This window comes from Yoonia tamlensis (assembly GCF_900115105.1).
GTDB classification, from domain to species: domain Bacteria; phylum Pseudomonadota; class Alphaproteobacteria; order Rhodobacterales; family Rhodobacteraceae; genus Yoonia; species Yoonia tamlensis.
In genome coordinates this window covers 1,993,556-2,011,953 of the sequence record NZ_FOYP01000001.1, presented here as the reverse complement: position 1 = coordinate 2,011,953, position 18,398 = coordinate 1,993,556, and the positions used below count along the sequence as shown (strand labels likewise).

Below are 18,398 nucleotides of genomic sequence, written 5' to 3'. Positions count from 1 at the left end.
TTTTGAAAATTCCTTGGCCTTAGAATTTTTCAAAAATTCTGTGCGGCCGGATCTGCTGGCGGGATCACCTTGCCGGGGTTCAGGATGTTTTTCGGATCAAGGGCTGCTTTGATTGCGCGCATCGCATCAAGTGCGACCGGATCTTTGCGCCTGCGCATCGTATCCAGTTTGGAAATGCCTACCCCATGTTCGGCGCTGAATGATCCGCCAAGTTCCTGCACAACATCCTCGACCGCTGCGACCATGGCCTTCATTGCTGCGGGGGCGCTGTTGCTGACATATGTGGTGTGGTGAATATTGCCGTCGCCCAGATGGGACACGATGACCTCGTTACAGTCGGGGTCGATGGCTTTCAGGCGCGGTGTGATCATCCGCTCGAATGCTGCGACCTTATCAAGCGGTACGGCGACATCCGTGTTCACAAAGGGCGTGCCGCGGGTCATCACCTCGCCCGCGTCTTCGCGGCGCTGCCACATCTGCGCGCGTTGTGCTTGGTTCTGGGCGATCACCGCATCCAGCACACGGCCCTGTTCGAGCATCGCTCCCAGCGTTTCCTCAAGCTGCGCTACAACAGGGACCTGCCCATTTGCCCCCGGTGTCGCATCGTGCGCAGCCGTGGCGCCGATTTCGATCAGAATATTGACGTCATAGCTGTCTTCAAAGGGCGGCTTTGCACCCGGCATGATCGCAAGGTGTCGGTCGATATAGCTGCGCGGCATATATTCAAACGCCTCGACCGCGCCGCCGGTGCTGTCTTGCATCACGTGCAGCAGTGAAAGCGCATCGTCGAGCGAAGGCAGTGCGATCATCGCGGTCGCATAGGCGCGCGGTTTGGGTTTGAGCTTCATCACGGCGGCGGTGATAATCCCCAATGTGCCCTCGGCCCCGATCATCAGGTGGCGCAGGTTCAGGCCGGAGTTATCTTTGTGCAGCGCGCTCATCAGGTTCATGATCCGCCCATCGGCCATCACGACCTCGATCCCCAGACATAGATCGCGGGTATTGCCGTAACGCACGACGTTTGATCCGCCCGCATTTGTCGATAGAACCCCGCCAATCATCGCAGAGCCGCGCGCCCCAAATGTCAGCGGAAAAATCAGATCATGCGCATCCGCCGCGTCGTGCAAATTTGACAAGATCACGCCCGCACCAACCGTGGCGGTGCGGCCCGCGACATCAATCGCGTCAATGCTGTTCAACCGATCTACCGACAGCACCAGCGCATCCGTTGCCAATGTCGCCCCCGTCAACCCTGTGTGGCCCGATACTGGCACCACAGGCGTGCCTGTCGCATGCGCAATCTTCATTATTTCCGAGACTTCGGCAGTATTGGCGGGGCGCAGCACGGCCAGGGGCGCGCCCGTATATTGGCCCGTCCAGTCGGTTGCATAGGGGGCGGCATCTGCGCCTGTCAGCACGCGGTCCGCGCCGATTATCTTGGCAATTTGTTCACAAATTTCTGACATCTTATCCCCCTCAAAAACTGCGTGAAATCTGCCTAGCGCGAAACCACCGCGCGCGAAAGAGCGCAGGCATAACATTCCAGACAAAGGGGGAAGTGTGGTGGCGTGGGGGAGACTTGAACTCCCGACCTATCGATTATGAGTCGATCGCTCTAACCAACTGAGCTACCGCGCCTGATCACGAAGGACCGATTACGCAATGGGGCGCGGGGTGTCAAACCGATTCTGGCTGGTTTTTCCTGTTTTCTGTTATCCTTGCCCCGACCTATGAAAACCACGTGACAACAGGGGCCGTTTTTTGCACCATGATGCGGCGCAACAAGGGGCAATTGATGACCGGATTTTTGACAACACATGTGCTGGACACCGCCAGCGGCCTGCCAGCGGCGGGGATGACGGTTGATCTTTATCGCCTAGAGGGTGACGCGCGCAAACATCTGGTCACGATGGTGACCAATGATGATGGCCGCACCGATAGCCCGATCCTGCCTACAGATGCCTTTGCGGTGGGCAAATACGAACTCGTGTTTCAGGCGGGGGCCTACTTCGCGCGTGGCGAAAACGTCAGCTTTCTCGACGATATTCCGATCCGTTTTGGCATCAATGATCCGGCGTCACACTACCATGTGCCGCTTTTGGTCTCGCCCTTCAGCTTTTCGACCTATCGCGGCAGCTAGGCTGTAAATGTCCAGCGCGATGTCTGGCGGTAGGGCGCATCGGGCGTCACGGTGATGTTGGGAAATCCGCGCTGGTTTGGCGCATCCGGCCAATGCTGCGGTTCAATCGCGAGCCCTTCATATGTCGCGCGATCCGGCCGCTGCGCTGCGCGCCCGTCATAGACCTGAATGCCGGGTGCGGTGGTGGCGACAGTCATCGCTATGCCGCTGGTCCCAGTAAGCCAAAGCACGTCGCGCAATTCAGTGGCATCATCCAAGCAAAAGTTGTGATCAAGCGCAGGGGTCGCTTTGTCAAAGTTGCGCGCCGTTCTGAAATCCACCTCGGTGCCTACAACAGGGCAAATTTCGCCTGTGGGGGCGCTGGCCGCAGTGGTTGGCAGATAGTTGTCTGACGCGATTTGCAACTTGTGCCCGACCCAAGTGTCGTTTGCGTCCAAGTTCCAATAACTGTGGTTGGCAAAGTTCATCAGCGTTTTTGTGTCGGTGGTGCCCGTAATATCGAGCGTCAGGCTGGCGGGCGCAGCCACGGTAAATGTCGCGCTAATCTTGCGCCGCCCGGGTAGCCCGTTAACCCCATCGGCCAGATCAAGCGTGAGCGTGACGCTGCTGTCGCTTTGCTGCGCGATGGTCCAGATTTGCGCATGGGTGCCATCGCTGCCCGAATGCAAATGGCCCGCGCCGTCGTTGCGTTCCAATTCGTACATCATCCCGTCTAGCCGGACACGCGCATTGCTGATCCGATTTGCAACGGGCCCTACGATTGCGCCGTGATAGCGCATTGTTGTCTCGTAATCGGACAGGGTATCGGACCCGAGCGTCAGGCCGTGGGCGACCCCGTCAAGCCGCAGGTCTTGCACAATTGCGCCCAAGGTCAGGATGCTGACCTCTAAATCACCCGCGCGCAGGGTCACTTTTTCGACCGGATCACCGTTTTGCGTGGTGCCAAATTGCGCGATCAAAGGATCACCCGATGTTCTGCCTGACCGCGAATATCGGTTGTGATCTGGAAGGTCTGGCCGTTGTTTTCGCCGCTGTTCAGACCCACGGCCGCAGATGTGCAGAACATGATATTGCGATCGGCGCCACCAAAGGCCGGACAGGTGGTTTGTGGGGCGGGGAAATCATAGGCTTTGATGAACTTGCCAGCAGCGGTGTAGCCCGCCACACGGCCAAGCCCCCATTGCGCGTTCCACATGTTGCCGTCCTGATCAATGACCGACCCGTCGGGGCGTTCATCCGTGCCACGCAGGTCAAGATAGACAGTCGGTTCCGCATTGGGCCAGCCGTCAGCATCAAGACTGACTTGCATGACCAATTGCGTCGGCGTGTCGGTGAAATAGGCGGTCTTGCCATCGGGGGCAAAGCAGATCGCATTTGTGATGGTGATCGGCGCGAAAATCTGGCGCAGCTCGCCCTTGTAATAGCGGTAGATCGCCCCTGCCTTGTCTTCGGCATCGATCCCCATCGTGCCAATCCAGAACCCACCTTGCGGGTCCGCGCGCCCATCGTTGGAGCGTGTCACAGGGTTGTCCGCCTCAAGCGCGCAAATATCTGAATGCGTGCCGGTGGGGATGTCAAACCGCAAAAGCGCCTTGGCAGAGGCGATCATCAGCGTGTCATTATCGATCCAGCCCGCGGCGCTGACAAATGTGTCAAAATCCCAATGCTGGCCTTTGGTATGCAGCCGGTTGTTCAGAATATCGAACCAAAATAATTGGTTGCGGGTCGGGTGCCACAGCGGGCCTTCGCCAAGCTGGCAATGTGTGTCGTCGAAGATCATTTTGCGGCCTCGTCATATGCGGTCACGATGTCGCGGGCGCGTGCGCTGATATCTGCGATCGACATTCCCGGTTTATAAAGCGCAGAGCCAATGCCGAACCCGTCAGCGCTCGCATCTATCCATTGTTTGAAGTTGTCCTTGCCAGCCCCGCCCACGGCATAAACCAATGTGCCTTGGGGCAGAACCGCGCGGAAGGCTTTGATCCCATCGGGACCGATCAGGTTGGCGGGAAAGATTTTCAGCCCGTCAGCACCGGATTTAAGCGCGGCAAAACATTCGGCTGGCGTCAAAACACCCGGCCAGCTTTGCATGCCGGCGGTTTTGGTTGCGACAATGACGCGCGGGTCGCAATTTGGCGACACGACCAGCTTGCCGCCTGCTTGCGCCACACGGCCGACATCATCGGTCGACAGCACGGTGCCCGCGCCAATCAGCGCCTGATCCCCATGCGCATCTGCCATCGCTTTGATGCTGTCAAACGGGTCGGGTGAATTCAGCGGCACCTCGATCTGGGTGATGCCAGCGTCGATCAGCGCTGCGGCGGCCGCGGCGGCCTGATCGGGGGTAATGCCGCGCAAAATGGCGATAATGGGACGGTGCATGATCTATCCTTTCAACAGGCGGTAGGCAGCGGTCAAACCGGCAAGGGTGATGGCGCTGCCGTTGACTTGGGTGGCGGGGGCCGATTGTGCCGCTAATGCATCAACATAGAGTTTCGACAACCCGCCTGCGCCGATCACGGCAATCTGCTGGCCCAGCCAATAGGGTTTGCTCGCGGCAAGCTCTGCCCCGATCAGCAGCCCCGACAACCGCGCGCGGGCCGCATCATTGCCAAGCCCGTCAAGCAATCCTTGGGCGCGCAGCGAAAACAGCTGTGCAGCCATGCGTTCGGGCCGTGCCATCGCATCGGCCAAGCCGCCATCAAACGCGGCCTGATCCCAGCCGTCGCCGGAAACCGAATGGCGCAAAACGGTGTGCGTGCTGATGGTTGCGAACAATTCACCGGTCATACATGTTTGAAAGCTGACGATTTCATCGGCGCTGACATGGACCCATTTGGTGTGGGTTCCGGGTAGGCAAATTACGCCATCCCAACCGGTGTTGCGCGCAAGAAACCCCGCGATCTGGGTTTCTTCGCCGCGCATCACATCGGCGGGGGATGCCTGGCTGACGCCGGGGATGATATGCACCGTTAGATCGGGGTTTTGCGTCGGGGCAGTCACAAAGTTATGACCCATCGCAGGGCAGGGCACCGCTGCATAAGGCGCCTCGACCCAGCCTTGCTTTGCGCCGACCATGCCGCAGGCAATCACCGTGGTTGGCCCGTCGATCCAGTCCCCTGCGACTTCGATCAAGGTCGGTTCAAATTCGGCGGGGGTCAGGCGGCCCATGCCTTTGTCGGTGCTGCCTTCGGCCAGCACCGTGCCGCTTGCGGACATCGCCCAAGCGCGCATGTTGCTGGTGCCCCAGTCAACGGCGATCCAATCTGCTTTGATAGTCATCGTATGTCGTCCCTATGTTCGCGGGAATTGGTAGTGCACCGCGAACAAAAGTAAAAGCACGGTTTGTGTCAGCGCATCCCGTAGTACAGCCCGACCACATGTTCGGCCTGTGCAAAAAACAGCCAGCGTAGCGTGAGTACCCCGCCGATATGGAACAGCACGGCAAGTCCTGCAAAAATATGGTTGAACGGGATCAAAAGCAGGATGATGGGCGCGACAAACCCAAAAACAAGCGCAATCACTTGCAGCTTCTGCGCATGTTTGCGCCCGACCACATAGATAAATTCGCGCATCAGATAGTTGCTGCCCGTGTGCGGCGGCGCAAAGGACCGGACCTTGCCGATATTGCCAAGCCCTGTGGCGGTCTGCATATCGCTGCCCGATTGTTCAAACCGCGCGCCGCCCGTGATCCACACGAATACCTGCAACCCGCCCGCGCATGTCAGCAGTGTAATCGTCAATTTGACTTGCCCCGCAAGCAATGCCCCACCGCCAAGTGACAACCCGAGAAACAACATAGGGGTCGACCAGTGGTGCCAGCGCGGCACGGTTTTCAGTTGGGTATAGATCATTGATGTGGTGAATACGGTGGCCAGTGCCCCCAGTGCGCCGATCCAGCCCAGAATGGCAATCGGGGTGGCCGCAAAAACCAACCCTGCGCCATAGATTGCCATGATGATCAGGGTCGCGATCGCGGCGATGCCTTCGCGGCTGAGCCAGCTTGTTTTCCATTGGCTGAACGCCTTAAGCGCGCGTTCGGGGTGCCCAAGATGGAACGTGGATGCGAGCAACCCGCCAACCGCAAAGACATAGGCAATCGCAAACCAGATGAACGCCGATAGGCCAGTTGGTGTAATCACCCCAAGCCCCAGCCAGAAAAGCAGGCCGAACCCGAGGCCGGAAAACGTGGTGAAAATAATGACTGAAGGTGCGGGATGCATCAGCTACCTCCTCCGGGTAGGGCCGATAGGGCGCGGTCAAGCCATGCGGCAAAACCTTTGCCGTCATGCGCGACGGTTTCGAGTGGCGTACAGGGTGTGGCCACATCTTTCGGGCGCGGCGGCAGGTATTTGTTGACGGGCTTGGTGCCAAGTTCCGGCATCAGATCAAAGCCACCGCGTTCTGCGACCAGTTTCGATACATCGCTATCCGCATCGCCCAGATCGCCAAAATGCCGTGCACCCGCAGGGCAGGTCCGCACGCAGGCGGGTTCGCGGTCTTCTTGCGGTAGGTTTTCATTGTAAATCCGGTCCACGCAAAGCGTGCATTTCTTCATTACCCCAGCATCCGCATCCAATTCACGCGCACCGTAGGGACATGCCCACGCGCAAAGCCCGCAACCGATGCAGTCGCTCTCGTTCACCAGAACGATCCCGTCCTCGACCCGCTTGTAACTGGCACCTGTGGGGCAGACCGTCACACAAGGCGCGTCTTCGCAGTGCAGGCACGATTTGGGGAAATGGACCAGCTGGGCGGGGGCGTCTTCCGGCTGGACCTCGTAGGAATGGACACGGTTAAGGAATGTCCCCGACGGGTCGCCCCCATAAGGGTCTTGGTCCGACAGCGGCGCGCCATAATTTTCCGTATTCCAGCCCTTGCACGAAATCACGCAGGCATGACAGCCCACGCAAGTATCCAGATCAATCACAAGGCCAAGCTTTTTGGCAGAAGGCGGAGGCAGTTGGGTCATATGGTGGCCCTTTCGATATAGGCGGGGGTCAGTTGGCCAACCGGCTGTTCCTTGTCCGCGTCCCATGTCACGATGAACCAGATAAAACTGCCGAATGTGAGGGCCACAAATGCGGCGATAAGCATCAGAACCTTTGCATTGCTCATTGCAGCGGATCCCACGCAAGCCGGTCAATTATGAAATAGTGATGATTAAGATCGTTCACCTTGGCACGATAGGTGCCCTGAAAACCTGCGATTTTTGCAGCGAGGTTTGTCAGGTGCCATGTTTCATGTGCATTCACCAGCAAATGTCTGGCCGATGTGATTTCCCACTCTTTTTCGCGGCCCGCATCCAACAGGTATTGCGCATGCTCAATCGCGGCACGCGGCATCCAGCTTTCGTCCATTTCCCAAGACCATAACCAAGAATGCGTCTTTTCATTCCAAGAGCCGACGACTGCGTAGCGCCCGCTGGCCTTGCGACCATCAGGTGCGGTTTTGATAAAAAGTCCGTTGTCGGGATCAATATCCCATCGCCCACCATCACTATTAAAGTAGAAATCGTCGTACATCTTTCGTGTCGATTCAGAAATGTCTGCGCAGGCGTTCTGGACCTCGTCGAAAAAGGCTTGGTCCGTGACCTCATGCGGGGCGTCGCAGTCCGGGCATATCCACCAAATGCCGGTTCCTTTGTATTCACCCCAGTTTTTGCAGGCATCGTTTGCTGCCTCGGCAGGCGCAGCTTTGGGTTTGAACCAGTGAACGGGATTCCAACGGGTCATTTTCCTACCTTCCAGCGTAATGTTTTTGGCCCCGCAGGCACTGCTGATTTGATCGGGGGCATTTGCGGCTGTACCTCTTTTGGCGTTGCGGTCTTTTCGATTTTCACGCGCAGGTCAAACCATGCGGCTTGGCCTGTGATCGGGTCCGAATTCGCCCAGCGCAGCCCGTCGCCTTTGGGGGGCATCAATTCGTGGATCAGGTGATTGAGCAAGAACCCTTTGGTGGTTTCGGGCGCGTCGTTGTCCAGCGCCCACGCCCCTTTGCGTTTGCCAATCGCGTTCCACGTCCAGACCGTGTTTTCGTTCAGGCTGGCCTGATGTGCGACGGGGACGGTGATGGTGCCATGCGGGGATGTGACCTTGGCCCAGTCGCCCTCGGTGAACCCGTTTGCCTCCCAGATTTTTGTTGGGACATAAAGCGGGTTCACCCCGTGAATTTGGCGCAGCCACGCGTTCTGCGACCCCCAAGAATGGTACATGGCCATCGGCCGTTGGGTGAGCGCGTGGAGGGGGTATTCATCGGCCGCGTCTTCCGCGGAGGGGTACCAAATTGGCAGCGGGTCCATCGTTTTTTGAACTTGCGCGCGCAGGTGCTCGGGGGGCTGGCGCAACCCGGTGCCTTCGGCAGCCGCTTGGAATTTGCGCATCGGTTCAACGTAAAGCTGGAAGATATAAGGCTGTACCACGTCGTAGCAGCCCATTTTCACGGCCCAGTCCTGATAGCCCATGTTGAACGGCTTATAATAGGCGGCGCCTTCGGGCACGTGGCTCAGCCAATAGCCGCCATTGTCGATGTAGTTCTGAAGTTGATCAGGGTTCACATCACCGCGCCCATCACCGCCATCACGAAAACCGGCAAGCGGGCCGATGCCGGGACGCCGGATGTGGTTGGTGATATAATCGGCGTAGTCTTTGTACTTCGCGCCGCCGTCTTCATTCACGAACCCCGGCAAGTCCAGCCGCGCGCCAAGATCACAGAGCACCGATTGGAACCCGCGCACATCGCGGTCAGGTGCGACCACGGGCCAACGGATTGCGTCGGCGATACCGTCTGCCTCGCAAATCGGGCGGTCCAGCAAAGAAATGCAATCGTGGCGTTCCAGATAGGTTGTGTCAGGTAGGATCAGATCGGCATAGGCCACCATTTCTGATGAATAGGCATCTGAATAGATGATCCGTGGGATCACGTAATCGCCGTTCTCATCTGTGTCGGTCAGCATGTCATGCACGCCGCCCACATTCATCGATGAATTCCACGCCATATTCGCCATATACATGAACAGCGTGTCGATTTTATAGGGATCGCCCGCATGGGCATTGGAAATCACCATATGCATCAACCCGTGGGCCGACATCGGATTTTCCCAAGTATAGGCCTTGTCGATGCGGATCGGATCGCCCGCATCGTTCAGGCACAAATCCTCGGGGCCTTGCACATAACCCAGGTGCGGCCCGTCAAGCGGCTGGCCCGGCACGACCTTGCAATGCGGCTTTGGATGCGCAGTTGCGGGTTTGGGGTAGGGCGGTTTGAACCGCATCCCACCGGGCGTCTCAACCGTGCCAAGGATGATCTGCAACATGTGCAGCGCACGGCAGGTCTGGAACCCGTTGGCATGGGCCGATATCCCGCGCATTGCGTGAAATGATACAGGCCGCCCGATCATCGTCTTGTGTCGATTTCCCCGAAAATCGACCCATGCGCGGTCCAGCGTGATTGCCTCGTCAAAGGCTACGCGCGCCAGATCGGCGGCAATGGCATGGATGCGCTGGGCGGGGATGCCGCAGCGGTCCGCCACGGCCTCGGGGGCATATTTACCGGCAAGATAGCGGTTTGCCATCATGTGAAACACGGTGTGATGGGTCACGCCGCCGCTTTGGTGGGTGCCGGAAAGATCGGGTTCAACGCCTTTGCCGTTCCACGCGGCCAGCTTGCCGGTGCGGCGATCGATCACCTGCGGCTGTCCGTCTTTACCACGCAAAAAAAGACCGTATTGATCCGATTTCGGGTCTTGGTTGATCAGCACGGATGCGTTCGTAAACCGCGCCAGATAGTCCAGATCGACCTTGCCTGCCTTTAGCAGGCAATGCACCAGTGCCAGAATAAACAGCCCGTCCGTGCCCGGCGTTATCCCCAGCCAGTCATCCGCCACAGCGTTGTAACCGGTGCGGATCGGGTTCACGCTGATCATGCGCGCACCGCGTTGTTTGATCTTGCCGATGCCCATCTTGATCGGGTTGCTGTCGTGATCTTCGGCAACGCCAAACAGCATAAACAGCTTTGTGTGGTCCCAGTCGGGCTGGCCGAATTCCCAGAACGCGCCACCCATCGTATAGATGCCAGCGGCGGCCATATTGACCGAACAAAAACCCCCGTGGGCCGCATAATTGGGGGTGCCGAACGCCTGCGCCCAAAAGCTTGTGAAACTTTGCGACTGATCGCGCCCTGTAAAGAATGCCAGCTTTTCAGGGGCAGTTTCGCGAATCGGTTTCAGCCATGAAACGGCCGTTTCCAGCGCCTCTTCCCAGCTGATTTCCTCAAATTCGCCCGACCCGCGCGGGCCGACCCGTTTCAATGGTGCGCGCAGGCGCGATGGCGCGTTATGCTGCATGATCCCTGCCGAACCTTTTGCGCACAGAACGCCTTTGTTCACAGGGTGATCCTTGTTGCCTTCGATATAGGCGACCTTTCCAGCCTTCATATGCACGTTGATCCCGCAGCGGCAGGCGCACATGTAGCAGGTCGTTTGACGGACCTCGTCCGATACAGGCGGTGATGTATCAAGGCTGGGTTGGTCTTTTGGCACGTCGGCTATTCCCCCAATAGCGACCGCGCGTCACGCGCGATCTGTTTTTCCTCGTCGGCTGCGATCACATGCACCGGCACTTCGCCAAAGCAGGCCAGATGTGCCATGATTTTATCGCGCACGGTGGCCGCGTTTTCGCCAATCCCGCCAGTGAATGCGACCGCGTCCAACCCGCCCATCGCCACAATCGCCGAACCGGCCTGACGCGCGGCCCAATAGCAAAAATGATCCACCGCGAAATGCGCAGCGTCATCGCCGCGCGCAAGCAGGGTTTTCATATTGTTGTCGCCCGCAAGGCCCTTTAGCCCGCTTTGTTTGTTCAACAGCCTATCCGCACCATCTAGCCCCAGATCAGTCGCGATACGCAGCACGGCAGCCCCGTCAATTTCACCGCAGCGCGTGCCCATAACCAAGCCCGACATCGGCGAATAGCCCATTGAGCTGGCAACCGATTTGCCGTCCCTGATTGCACAGAGGCTTGCCCCGTTGCCGAGATGCAGCGCAAGCAGGCGGTGCGGCAGGTCCGCGCCAAATTCTGTCACCATGTTGGCATATGATGACCCGTGAAATCCATAGCGTTGAATGCCCGCTGCATGTTGCGCAACAGGAATGGCATAGCGGGTCGCAATAGCCGGATTTCCCGCGTGAAAGGCGGTGTCAAAGCTGACAAACTGCGGCAGATCGGGGTGCGATTTGGCCAATGCTTCGATCCCGATCAGGTTCACTGGGTTATGCAGCGGGGCCAACGGAATGCAGGTGCGGATTGCGTCGATCACCGCAGGCGTGACGCGCGCAGGCTTTGAAAAATATGTGCCACCATGCACAACACGGTGCGCAGTGGCGGTAATTTCTGTGTTTTTATGACCTTGGGTGTCCAATCCAGCCAACATTTGTGTCAAGGCGCTGGCATGATCGGGCGCATCAACTGCTGCGGTATACCCCCCCAGTTTGAGGCGGGCCGCACCCCCGATATTGCTGACCATTCCATCCGCGATTTGGCTAAGATCAGGTTTGAACAAAGCTACCTTGAGCGATGATGATCCGGCATTGATGACAAGAATCATGATGCAGCCGCCACAATTGCTCCAAGTGCGGCCGAGCATATCCGCGCCGGGGCCTGTTGGCTGCGTGATGTCAAAAGAACCGGCACACGCAGCCCCATAACCAACCCGCCTGCGCAGCAACCCATGCCCAGCGCCATAAGTTTGAACAGCGCGTTGCCGGATGTGATATTGGGGGCCAGCATGATATCGGCATCGCCTGATACATCGGAGGCGTAGTTCTTGGCGCGTGCGGCCTCGGCGCTGAAAATCAGATCAAGCGCCATCGGCCCCTGCACGGTGGCATTTGGCAGCGCTGATTTGGCCCAGGCGGCGATTTCTGCCGCCTCGCCGGTATTGGGGATCGACGTGATCGGGTCTTCGGTCGGGGCCAGAATGCCGGCTTTGATATCCGTGTCGCCCAAGATTTCGGCCAGCCGCACCGCGTGGGCAAGGCAGGCTTTGCGGGTGTCGACGCTCGGGTTCACGTTCAGCGCGGCATCGGTCAGCAGCAACGGCCGTTCGGACCCCGCGCGGTTGATGTGAAACACATGCCCGCAGCGGGTGCCTTTTTCGCGCAGGCCCGCCGCAGAGGGTAGCAACCCTTTCAGAAAGGTGGACGTATGGATCTGTCCTTTCATGATGCTGTTCACCTCGCCGTCGCGCGCCAGATCGGCGGCGCGCCCTGCGGCGGTTTCATGCGGCGCGTGTTCAATGCGGTAGGGGCTTATGTCCCAGCCGATTTCGTCGGCGGTGCGCCTGATTTTATCCGCATCCCCGATCAAAACCGGATCGGCAAGGCCCAGTTCAGCCGCCTCGCGGATCCCTTGCAGCGGGTTCACGGCGCCAGCGTTAACCAGCGCGACCTTTGGCGTTGGCAGGGCCTGCGCCTTGGCCAGAAGCCCTGCAGGGCAAGGGGCGTTTTGTGGGGCGAGGAAAGGAAAGGGAAGGGTCATTGGGGAGGATGCCTTTTTATGTCATATTTAGCCGCAGTAGGCCAAGTGCGGGCAAGATCGGCAAGGGAAAACCGCAGATATCTAAACACAGGCAAAAACCCGAACCCCGCATAGGTGCTGGCAAAAGCCCCCCGAACATAGAAATTGCGTGAGCTGCGGTAACCGGCAGGCTGGGGGCAAATGGCAAAGCCTAACCTGACGCCATATCGTCGGCAGATACGCCTGCCACGCGGACGGGTTTTTTCATTGCATCGCGGCGGAACGGTTCACCCAGCTCTTGGTTCAAGATGACTTCGATCAACGTAGTCACTTTGTTTTCCATCTGATCCTTGATTGCTTGGTTCAGGATCTCTGTCAGCGCGTCCATGGTCTTGGCTTGCACGCCTTTGAGCCCACAGGCCTGTGCAATCCCTGCATAGCTGACTTTCATATCCAGTTCGGTGCCGACAAAATTATCGTCGAACCATAGGGTGGAATTGCGCTTTTCCGCGCCCCATTGATAGTTGCGGAACACGATCTGCGTGATGGCAGGCCATTCATCGCGGCCGATTGCGGTCAGTTCATTCACGGAAATACCAAACGCGCCGTCCCCTGCAAAACCAATGACGGGCACGTTGGGTCGGCCGATCTTGGCACCGACGATGGACGGTAGACCATATCCGCAGGGGCCAAACAGTCCGGGCGCCAGATATTTGCGCCCCGTCGGGAAGGACGGGTAGGCGTTTCCGATTGCGCAGTTGTTGCCAATATCGGAGCTGATAATCGCGTTTTCGGGCATCGCTGACTGGATCGCGCGCCACGCCATGCGCGGGCTCATCCAATCGGGGCGGGCGGCGCGGGCGCGCGCGTTCCATGTGGTGCCCGGATCATCGTCTTCGTGGTCAAGGCTGGTTAATTCTTGCGCCCATGCGGATTTGAGACTGCCGATCAGCGCCTTGCGGTCCGCGCGCCCTGCGTCACCCGCGTCTTCTGAGAGCTGCGCAAGAATACCGTTTGCGGCCTTTGCGGCATCGGCAACAATGCCGACTGTCACAGTCTTGGTCAGCCCGATCCGGTCGGGGTTGATATCGACCTGAATAACCTTGGCTGTTTTGGGCCAGTAATCAATCCCATAGCCCGGCAGGGTCGAAAACGGGTTCAACCGCGTCCCGAGCGCAAGCACAACATCGGCTTTGCTAATCAATTCCATCGCTGCTTTGGATCCGTTGTAACCCAAAGGCCCCGCAAACAACGGGTGCGTGCCGGGAAAGGCATCATTGTGTTGATAGCCAACACAAACAGGCGCATCGAGCCGTTCGGCAAGCGCAATGGACGCGGCAATCCCGCCATCGGCCAAGACCACACCCGCGCCGTTCAGAATGACGGGGAACTTAGCGCCAGACAGCAATTCGGCGGCCTTTGCTATGGCGGTTTCGCCGCCCGCGGGGCGCTCAAAGTCAACAATCATCGGCAATTCAATGTCGATCACTTGCGTCCAGAAATCGCGGGGCACGTTGATCTGGGCAGGGGCCGAGGCGCGCTTGGCCTTCATGATCACGCGGTTCAAAACTTCGGCGATGCGGGTGGGGTCGCGGACTTCTTCCTGATAGGCGACCATATCTTCGAACAGTTTCATCTGTTCGACCTCTTGGAAACCACCCTGACCAATGGTCTTGTTTGCGGCCTGCGGCGTGACCAGCAAAAGCGGCGTATGGTTCCAGTAAGCGGTTTTGACAGCTGTCACAAAATTGGTGATTCCGGGGCCGTTTTGCGCGATCATCATCGACATTTCACCGGTCGCGCGGGTGTAGCCGTCAGCCATCATCCCGGCGGAACCTTCGTGCGCGCAGTCCCAGAACATGATTCCGGCCTTCGGGAAAATATCCGAAATCGGCATCATCGCAGAGCCAATGATCCCGAAAGCATGTTTGATCCCGTGCATTTGCAGGGTTTTGACGAATGCTTCTTCGGTGGTCATTTTCATGAAAATAGTCCTTTGGGTTTTGTAGATCGCGCGCGATTGTCAGCGCCACATTAGAAAGCGGGCTGTTGTGGCAATAGGGCCAATTTGCATTGGGGTTTGGATCCAGAATTGCCGGCTAAGGTCATGCGCCCGCAATTGCCTTGGCGATCAGCGCAACACCGGGCGCAATTTGTGCCGCAGGAATCGACGAATAGGCCAGCCTGAAATAATCTTTGGGCGGTGCGTCGGTGGAAAAGAATGCTGCGCCTGATTCAATCAGCACGCTGTCACCACGAAGCCTTTGCGCCAGTTGCCTTGTGTCGATCCCGTTTGGCGCGCGCAGCCACACCGCAGACCCCCCGTATGTGCCATGCCCCGCAACCGTTAGCCCGTGGTGCCTGAGTGCGACGTCCATGACCTCGCGGCGGTGATGATAGGCCTTGCCCATCCGCCGGATCAACGCATCGTAATGGCCTAGCGAAAGATAGTAGCTGACCGTGCGCTGGATGTGTCCGGGCGGGTGTCGTAAAACCGTGGCCCGCAACGCGCGAGCCTCGCGGATAAAGGGTGCGGGCCCCACAAGATACCCCAGCCGGAGCCCAGGAAACAGCGATTTGGAAAATGATCCGACATAAATTACCCGCCCGTTCTGGTCGAGCGATTTGAGCGATGGCGAGGCCGCCTTGAGAAACGACATTTCAAATTCGTAATCATCTTCGACGATCAGGAAATCATCCGCTTCGGCCTTTGCAAGCAGGGCTTTGCGCCGTGCGACAGACATGGTCGATGTGGTCGGGCACTGGTGGCTGGGGGTCACAAAGGCCACGTCAATATCGGGCGGCAGCAGGTCGGGCGGTAACCCGTCATCATCAACCGGCACGGCGGTGTACTGACAGCGCGATTGTTCCAGAATATTGCGCAATGCGGGATAGCCCGGGTCCTCGATCGCGGCCAGACGGCGGCTGTTAAGCAGGACCTGCGCAGCCAGCCAAAGCGCATTTTGCGCCCCCATAGTGACCAGAATTTCATCGTTATTGGCCAATATCCCACGCCGCGGCAATGTCTGTCTGGCAATGAATTCAACCAGTTGCGGATCGTCACCATCGTAATAATCCGACGTCAGCGCCCCAAAGTCGCGCATGCCCAGCGCGCGCAGCGCACATAGCCGCCAATTGGCCGTATCAAACAGCGTCTTGTCGGCCTGACCGTAAATAAACGGATAGCGGTAGCTGGCCCAGTCGCTTGGTTTATCATGGTTCAGGCCGGGGGTGAATTTCTGGCCGATTGCGCGGTTCCAGTCGACATTGCCGACCTGTGCGCGCTTGGCGGGAAACGCTGGCGGTTCGGGGGCGTTTTTGGACACGAAATAGCCCGACCGCCCGCGTGCGGTCAGGTAATCATCAGCGACCAATTCGGTATAGGCCAGCGTTACGGTGATCCGGCTGACCCCCAAATGCGCGGCCATCTTGCGTGATGATGGCAGCCGTTCGCCCGCGCGGAACCGTCCGGCAAGGATCCCTTGGGCAACCATTTGCTGGACGCGCGCCTGAAGCGTGCCGACCGAAGACGGATCAAGAAAGAAGGTTTCGACAGAAATCGGCATATGTGGTCCTAAGTGAGCCTTAAATTGGACCTATTGGTCGCCGGATTACAAGGCGGTTTTCAAATGCGCAAATACCGTTGCGCGCAATTCCGAAGGCTTTGCATTTCTTGCGACGGAAGTTCGGGCCGGCGCCGTATTACTGGCCTATCCAACAAGGAAGACCGGAATGATTACATTATCCAAGGCCACATTGATCGTCGCGCTCGGGGTGTTTGCCCCGACATTTGCAGCAGCCCAGGACGGGGGCGCGCGACCCGCACCGCAACCGGTAGAAATGGCCGCAGAGCTTGGGGTGTCCGCGACACTTTTGCAAAGCTGTGCGCCCGAACAAGGCCAGCCGGGCGGCGCGCAATCGGGCAATGGAGAGCGCCCACAACGCCCAAGCCGTGAAGAACACGAAGCGCGCCTGACCGAAATGGCCAGCTGTTTGCAGCAGGACAATGCAGCGATCACCGCACAATCATTGGACGAAGTCATGCAGAAATACCGCCCCGCCGCACCTGACCGCGGATAACAGTCGCACCACTCACGGGAAAACCGACTGTGCGGGTGGTAAGGCCCGGAGCTCATCCCTCCGGGCCTTTTTTTAACCTAACACGCGTTTGATGGCTTGCCCGACGGCTTCGGTGATATTGTTCAGGTCGTCTTTGGTCGCGACCAGTGCCGGTGCGAACAACAGGCTGTTGTTGTAACCGGGCACAGACCGGTTCGCCGCGCCGATCATCACACCTTGGGCAATACAATCGGCAACGATTGCCGCGATCTGGGGTTCCCCGACCGGTTCTTTGGTCGAGCGGTCGGTGACCAGTTCGATCCCCGCAAAAAGCCCCATGCCGCGCACATCGCCGATCCATTTGTGCTGTTCCATCAACCCGTGCAGATTGCCCTTGAGATGGTCGCCCATCGCGGCGGAATTGCCCAGCAGGTCTTCCTCTTCGACGATTTTCATGTTTTCAATCGCCGCCGCCGGCCCGCCGGTGCAGCCGCCAAAGGTGGAAATATCGCGGAAATAGCTCATTTTATCGGTGTCGTCCTTGAACTGGTCAAAGACGGCATTTGTGGTGACACAGCATGAAATCGCGGCATAGCCCGACGCCACGCCTTTGGCCATTGTGACGATATCGGGCTGGACGCCAAATTGCTGGTAACCAAACCATGTGCCGGTCCGGCCGATGCCGCAGACGACCTCGTCAATATGCAGCAGTATATTATATTTTTTGCAAATCTCCTGCACGCGGTCCCAGTATCCTTTGGGGGGCACGATGATGCCGCCACCGGCGGTGATCGGTTCAAGACACAGCGCGCCGACAGTATCCGCACCTTCGCGCAGGATCACGTCTTCAATCGCTTGGGCGGCAGCGGCGCCGTAGGCTTCGCCGGTCAGCCCGTTTTCAGACCGGTATTCAAGACAATGGGGGACACGCACAAAACCGGGCGCAAAGGGGCCGTATTGCGCGTTGCGTTCATCCTGACCGCCAGCGGATAGCGCGCCAAGCGTGGTTCCGTGGTAATCGCGGTCACGGTAAAGGATTTTATATTTCTTGCCGCCATAATGCTTGTGGCTGATCTGGCGGACCATTTTGAACGCCTTCTCGTTCGCTTCGGACCCTGAATTGGCGTAATAGACGCGGTCAAGACCGGGCATTTTTTCGATCAGCATCTTTGCAAAATTTGCGCCCGGAATTGTGCCCGCCCCGCCACTGAAAAAGCACATCTTTGTAATGGCATCGCCGACAGCTTTGCCGATCCGTTCGCGCCCGTAGCCCACGTTTGTGGTCCAGACCCCGCCAGAAACGGCATCAAGATATTCTTTTCCGGTGATGTCCCAGACTTTCAGCCCTTTGCCTTCGACGATGATGCGCGGGTCGATTTTTTCGTAGACCTTGTTCTGGCTCAGGTGGTGCCAGACATGGGCGCGGTCGGCCTCGATCACATGGCCAGGATCATTGGAATAGCTGTTGGTGTCCATGTGTATGGCTCCGTTTATGTCTGAAGTTTTATGCAGGCCGAATCTAGGTGGCATTGTTGCAATTCCCTACAGTTTTTCAACAGGATGCCGCTTGGAAATAGGTCCACAAATGGCCCATGCATATAGCCAGACCGTGTGCGAGCGGCCCATCGCGCAAATCCATGAGGGATGCAATTTATTGAAAAGGCTGCAATTTGTGCGGCGTTTGC

General features: G+C 58.2%; 17 protein-coding genes and 1 tRNA gene. 2 read left to right on the top strand and 16 right to left on the bottom strand.

Annotation, left to right across the window (positions count from 1 at the left end; genetic code table 11):
- Nucleotides 1-29: 29 nt before the first annotated feature.
- Both BM320_RS10295 and BM320_RS10290 read right to left on the bottom strand, forming a co-directional pair.
- Nucleotides 30-1,466: an FAD-binding oxidoreductase gene (locus BM320_RS10295; RefSeq protein ID WP_090200554.1), complete on the bottom strand. Its 1,437-nt coding sequence runs from the start codon at nucleotides 1,464-1,466 to the stop codon at nucleotides 30-32.
- A gap of 95 nt (nucleotides 1,467-1,561) precedes the next feature.
- A tRNA-Met gene (locus BM320_RS10290) sits at nucleotides 1,562-1,638 on the bottom strand.
- Between the two features lie 157 nt (nucleotides 1,639-1,795).
- Between BM320_RS10290 and uraH the strand changes: the two genes are divergently transcribed.
- Nucleotides 1,796-2,140: a hydroxyisourate hydrolase gene (uraH, locus tag BM320_RS10285; protein ID WP_090200552.1), complete on the top strand. Its 345-nt coding sequence runs from the start codon at nucleotides 1,796-1,798 to the stop codon at nucleotides 2,138-2,140.
- Here uraH and BM320_RS10280 read toward each other — a convergent pair.
- The 13 genes from BM320_RS10280 to pdxR all read right to left on the bottom strand — a co-directional run bounded on the left by BM320_RS10280 (nucleotide 2,137) and on the right by pdxR (nucleotide 16,220).
- A complete protein-coding gene (locus tag BM320_RS10280) occupies nucleotides 2,137-3,099 on the bottom strand; it encodes an aldose epimerase family protein (protein WP_311135498.1) in 963 nt (320 codons plus the stop codon). The two genes, uraH and BM320_RS10280, sit on opposite strands and share 4 nt — an antisense overlap.
- On the bottom strand, nucleotides 3,096-3,920 hold the full coding sequence (locus tag BM320_RS10275) for an SMP-30/gluconolactonase/LRE family protein (RefSeq protein ID WP_090199638.1): 825 nt from the start codon (nucleotides 3,918-3,920) through the stop codon (nucleotides 3,096-3,098). The genes BM320_RS10280 and BM320_RS10275 overlap by 4 nt, the downstream gene beginning before the upstream one ends.
- Nucleotides 3,917-4,522, bottom strand: a complete 606-nt coding sequence (locus tag BM320_RS10270) for a 2-dehydro-3-deoxy-6-phosphogalactonate aldolase (protein ID WP_090199637.1) — start codon at nucleotides 4,520-4,522, stop codon at nucleotides 3,917-3,919. The genes BM320_RS10275 and BM320_RS10270 overlap by 4 nt, the downstream gene beginning before the upstream one ends.
- Nucleotides 4,523-4,525: 3 nt before the next feature.
- On the bottom strand, nucleotides 4,526-5,422 hold the full coding sequence (locus tag BM320_RS10265; RefSeq protein WP_090199635.1) for a 2-dehydro-3-deoxygalactonokinase: 897 nt from the start codon (nucleotides 5,420-5,422) through the stop codon (nucleotides 4,526-4,528).
- Between the two features lie 68 nt (nucleotides 5,423-5,490).
- A complete protein-coding gene (locus BM320_RS10260; RefSeq protein ID WP_090199632.1) occupies nucleotides 5,491-6,363 on the bottom strand; it encodes a dimethyl sulfoxide reductase anchor subunit family protein in 873 nt (290 codons plus the stop codon).
- The gene (locus BM320_RS10255) at nucleotides 6,363-7,112 is read right to left on the bottom strand and encodes a 4Fe-4S dicluster domain-containing protein (RefSeq protein WP_090199630.1); all 750 of its coding nucleotides are present in this window, start codon (nucleotides 7,110-7,112) and stop codon (nucleotides 6,363-6,365) included. The genes BM320_RS10260 and BM320_RS10255 overlap by 1 nt, the downstream gene beginning before the upstream one ends.
- Nucleotides 7,109-7,258: a hypothetical protein gene (locus BM320_RS16420; protein ID WP_165615028.1), complete on the bottom strand. Its 150-nt coding sequence runs from the start codon at nucleotides 7,256-7,258 to the stop codon at nucleotides 7,109-7,111. The genes BM320_RS10255 and BM320_RS16420 overlap by 4 nt, the downstream gene beginning before the upstream one ends.
- Nucleotides 7,255-7,875: a DUF6882 domain-containing protein gene (locus BM320_RS10250; protein ID WP_090199628.1), complete on the bottom strand. Its 621-nt coding sequence runs from the start codon at nucleotides 7,873-7,875 to the stop codon at nucleotides 7,255-7,257. Before BM320_RS10250 ends, BM320_RS16420 begins: the two co-directional genes overlap by 4 nt.
- Nucleotides 7,872-10,679 (bottom strand): molybdopterin oxidoreductase family protein, encoded by a 2,808-nt coding sequence (locus tag BM320_RS10245; protein WP_090199626.1) that lies wholly within the window; start codon nucleotides 10,677-10,679, stop codon nucleotides 7,872-7,874. The genes BM320_RS10250 and BM320_RS10245 overlap by 4 nt, the downstream gene beginning before the upstream one ends.
- 5 nt (nucleotides 10,680-10,684) lie before the next feature.
- Nucleotides 10,685-11,743: an acetate/propionate family kinase gene (locus BM320_RS10240; RefSeq protein ID WP_090199624.1), complete on the bottom strand. Its 1,059-nt coding sequence runs from the start codon at nucleotides 11,741-11,743 to the stop codon at nucleotides 10,685-10,687.
- The gene (locus tag BM320_RS10235; protein ID WP_090199622.1) at nucleotides 11,740-12,675 is read right to left on the bottom strand and encodes a phosphate acyltransferase; all 936 of its coding nucleotides are present in this window, start codon (nucleotides 12,673-12,675) and stop codon (nucleotides 11,740-11,742) included. The genes BM320_RS10240 and BM320_RS10235 overlap by 4 nt, the downstream gene beginning before the upstream one ends.
- Before the next feature lie 190 nt (nucleotides 12,676-12,865).
- The gene (gene xsc / locus BM320_RS10230) at nucleotides 12,866-14,638 is read right to left on the bottom strand and encodes a sulfoacetaldehyde acetyltransferase (protein WP_090199620.1); all 1,773 of its coding nucleotides are present in this window, start codon (nucleotides 14,636-14,638) and stop codon (nucleotides 12,866-12,868) included.
- A gap of 121 nt (nucleotides 14,639-14,759) precedes the next feature.
- Nucleotides 14,760-16,220 (bottom strand): MocR-like pyridoxine biosynthesis transcription factor PdxR, encoded by a 1,461-nt coding sequence (gene pdxR / locus BM320_RS10225; RefSeq protein WP_090199618.1) that lies wholly within the window; start codon nucleotides 16,218-16,220, stop codon nucleotides 14,760-14,762.
- A 166-nt stretch (nucleotides 16,221-16,386) separates the two neighbouring features.
- On the opposite strand from pdxR, the gene BM320_RS10220 reads away from it, so the two are divergent.
- On the top strand, nucleotides 16,387-16,734 hold the full coding sequence (locus BM320_RS10220; RefSeq protein ID WP_090199616.1) for a hypothetical protein: 348 nt from the start codon (nucleotides 16,387-16,389) through the stop codon (nucleotides 16,732-16,734).
- Between the two features lie 72 nt (nucleotides 16,735-16,806).
- On the opposite strand, the gene BM320_RS10215 is transcribed toward BM320_RS10220, so the two are convergent.
- The gene (locus BM320_RS10215) at nucleotides 16,807-18,189 is read right to left on the bottom strand and encodes an aminotransferase family protein (protein WP_090199614.1); all 1,383 of its coding nucleotides are present in this window, start codon (nucleotides 18,187-18,189) and stop codon (nucleotides 16,807-16,809) included.
- Between the last annotated feature and the right edge of the window lie 209 nt (nucleotides 18,190-18,398).

Coding starts and splice junctions, on each gene's coding strand:
- BM320_RS10295 (WP_090200554.1), bottom strand. CDS start 1,466: ATGTCAGAAATTTGTGAACAAATTGCCAAGATAATCGGCGCGGACCGC.
- uraH (WP_090200552.1), top strand. CDS start 1,796: ATGACCGGATTTTTGACAACACATGTGCTGGACACCGCCAGCGGCCTG.
- BM320_RS10275 (WP_090199638.1), bottom strand. CDS start 3,920: ATGATCTTCGACGACACACATTGCCAGCTTGGCGAAGGCCCGCTGTGG.
- BM320_RS10270 (WP_090199637.1), bottom strand. CDS start 4,522: ATGCACCGTCCCATTATCGCCATTTTGCGCGGCATTACCCCCGATCAG.
- BM320_RS10265 (WP_090199635.1), bottom strand. CDS start 5,422: ATGACTATCAAAGCAGATTGGATCGCCGTTGACTGGGGCACCAGCAAC.
- BM320_RS10260 (WP_090199632.1), bottom strand. CDS start 6,363: ATGCATCCCGCACCTTCAGTCATTATTTTCACCACGTTTTCCGGCCTC.
- BM320_RS10255 (WP_090199630.1), bottom strand. CDS start 7,112: ATGACCCAACTGCCTCCGCCTTCTGCCAAAAAGCTTGGCCTTGTGATT.
- BM320_RS16420 (WP_165615028.1), bottom strand. CDS start 7,258: ATGAGCAATGCAAAGGTTCTGATGCTTATCGCCGCATTTGTGGCCCTC.
- BM320_RS10250 (WP_090199628.1), bottom strand. CDS start 7,875: ATGACCCGTTGGAATCCCGTTCACTGGTTCAAACCCAAAGCTGCGCCT.
- BM320_RS10240 (WP_090199624.1), bottom strand. CDS start 11,743: ATGATTCTTGTCATCAATGCCGGATCATCATCGCTCAAGGTAGCTTTG.
- BM320_RS10235 (WP_090199622.1), bottom strand. CDS start 12,675: ATGACCCTTCCCTTTCCTTTCCTCGCCCCACAAAACGCCCCTTGCCCT.
- xsc (WP_090199620.1), bottom strand. CDS start 14,638: ATGAAAATGACCACCGAAGAAGCATTCGTCAAAACCCTGCAAATGCAC.
- pdxR (WP_090199618.1), bottom strand. CDS start 16,220: ATGCCGATTTCTGTCGAAACCTTCTTTCTTGATCCGTCTTCGGTCGGC.
- BM320_RS10220 (WP_090199616.1), top strand. CDS start 16,387: ATGATTACATTATCCAAGGCCACATTGATCGTCGCGCTCGGGGTGTTT.
- BM320_RS10215 (WP_090199614.1), bottom strand. CDS start 18,189: ATGGACACCAACAGCTATTCCAATGATCCTGGCCATGTGATCGAGGCC.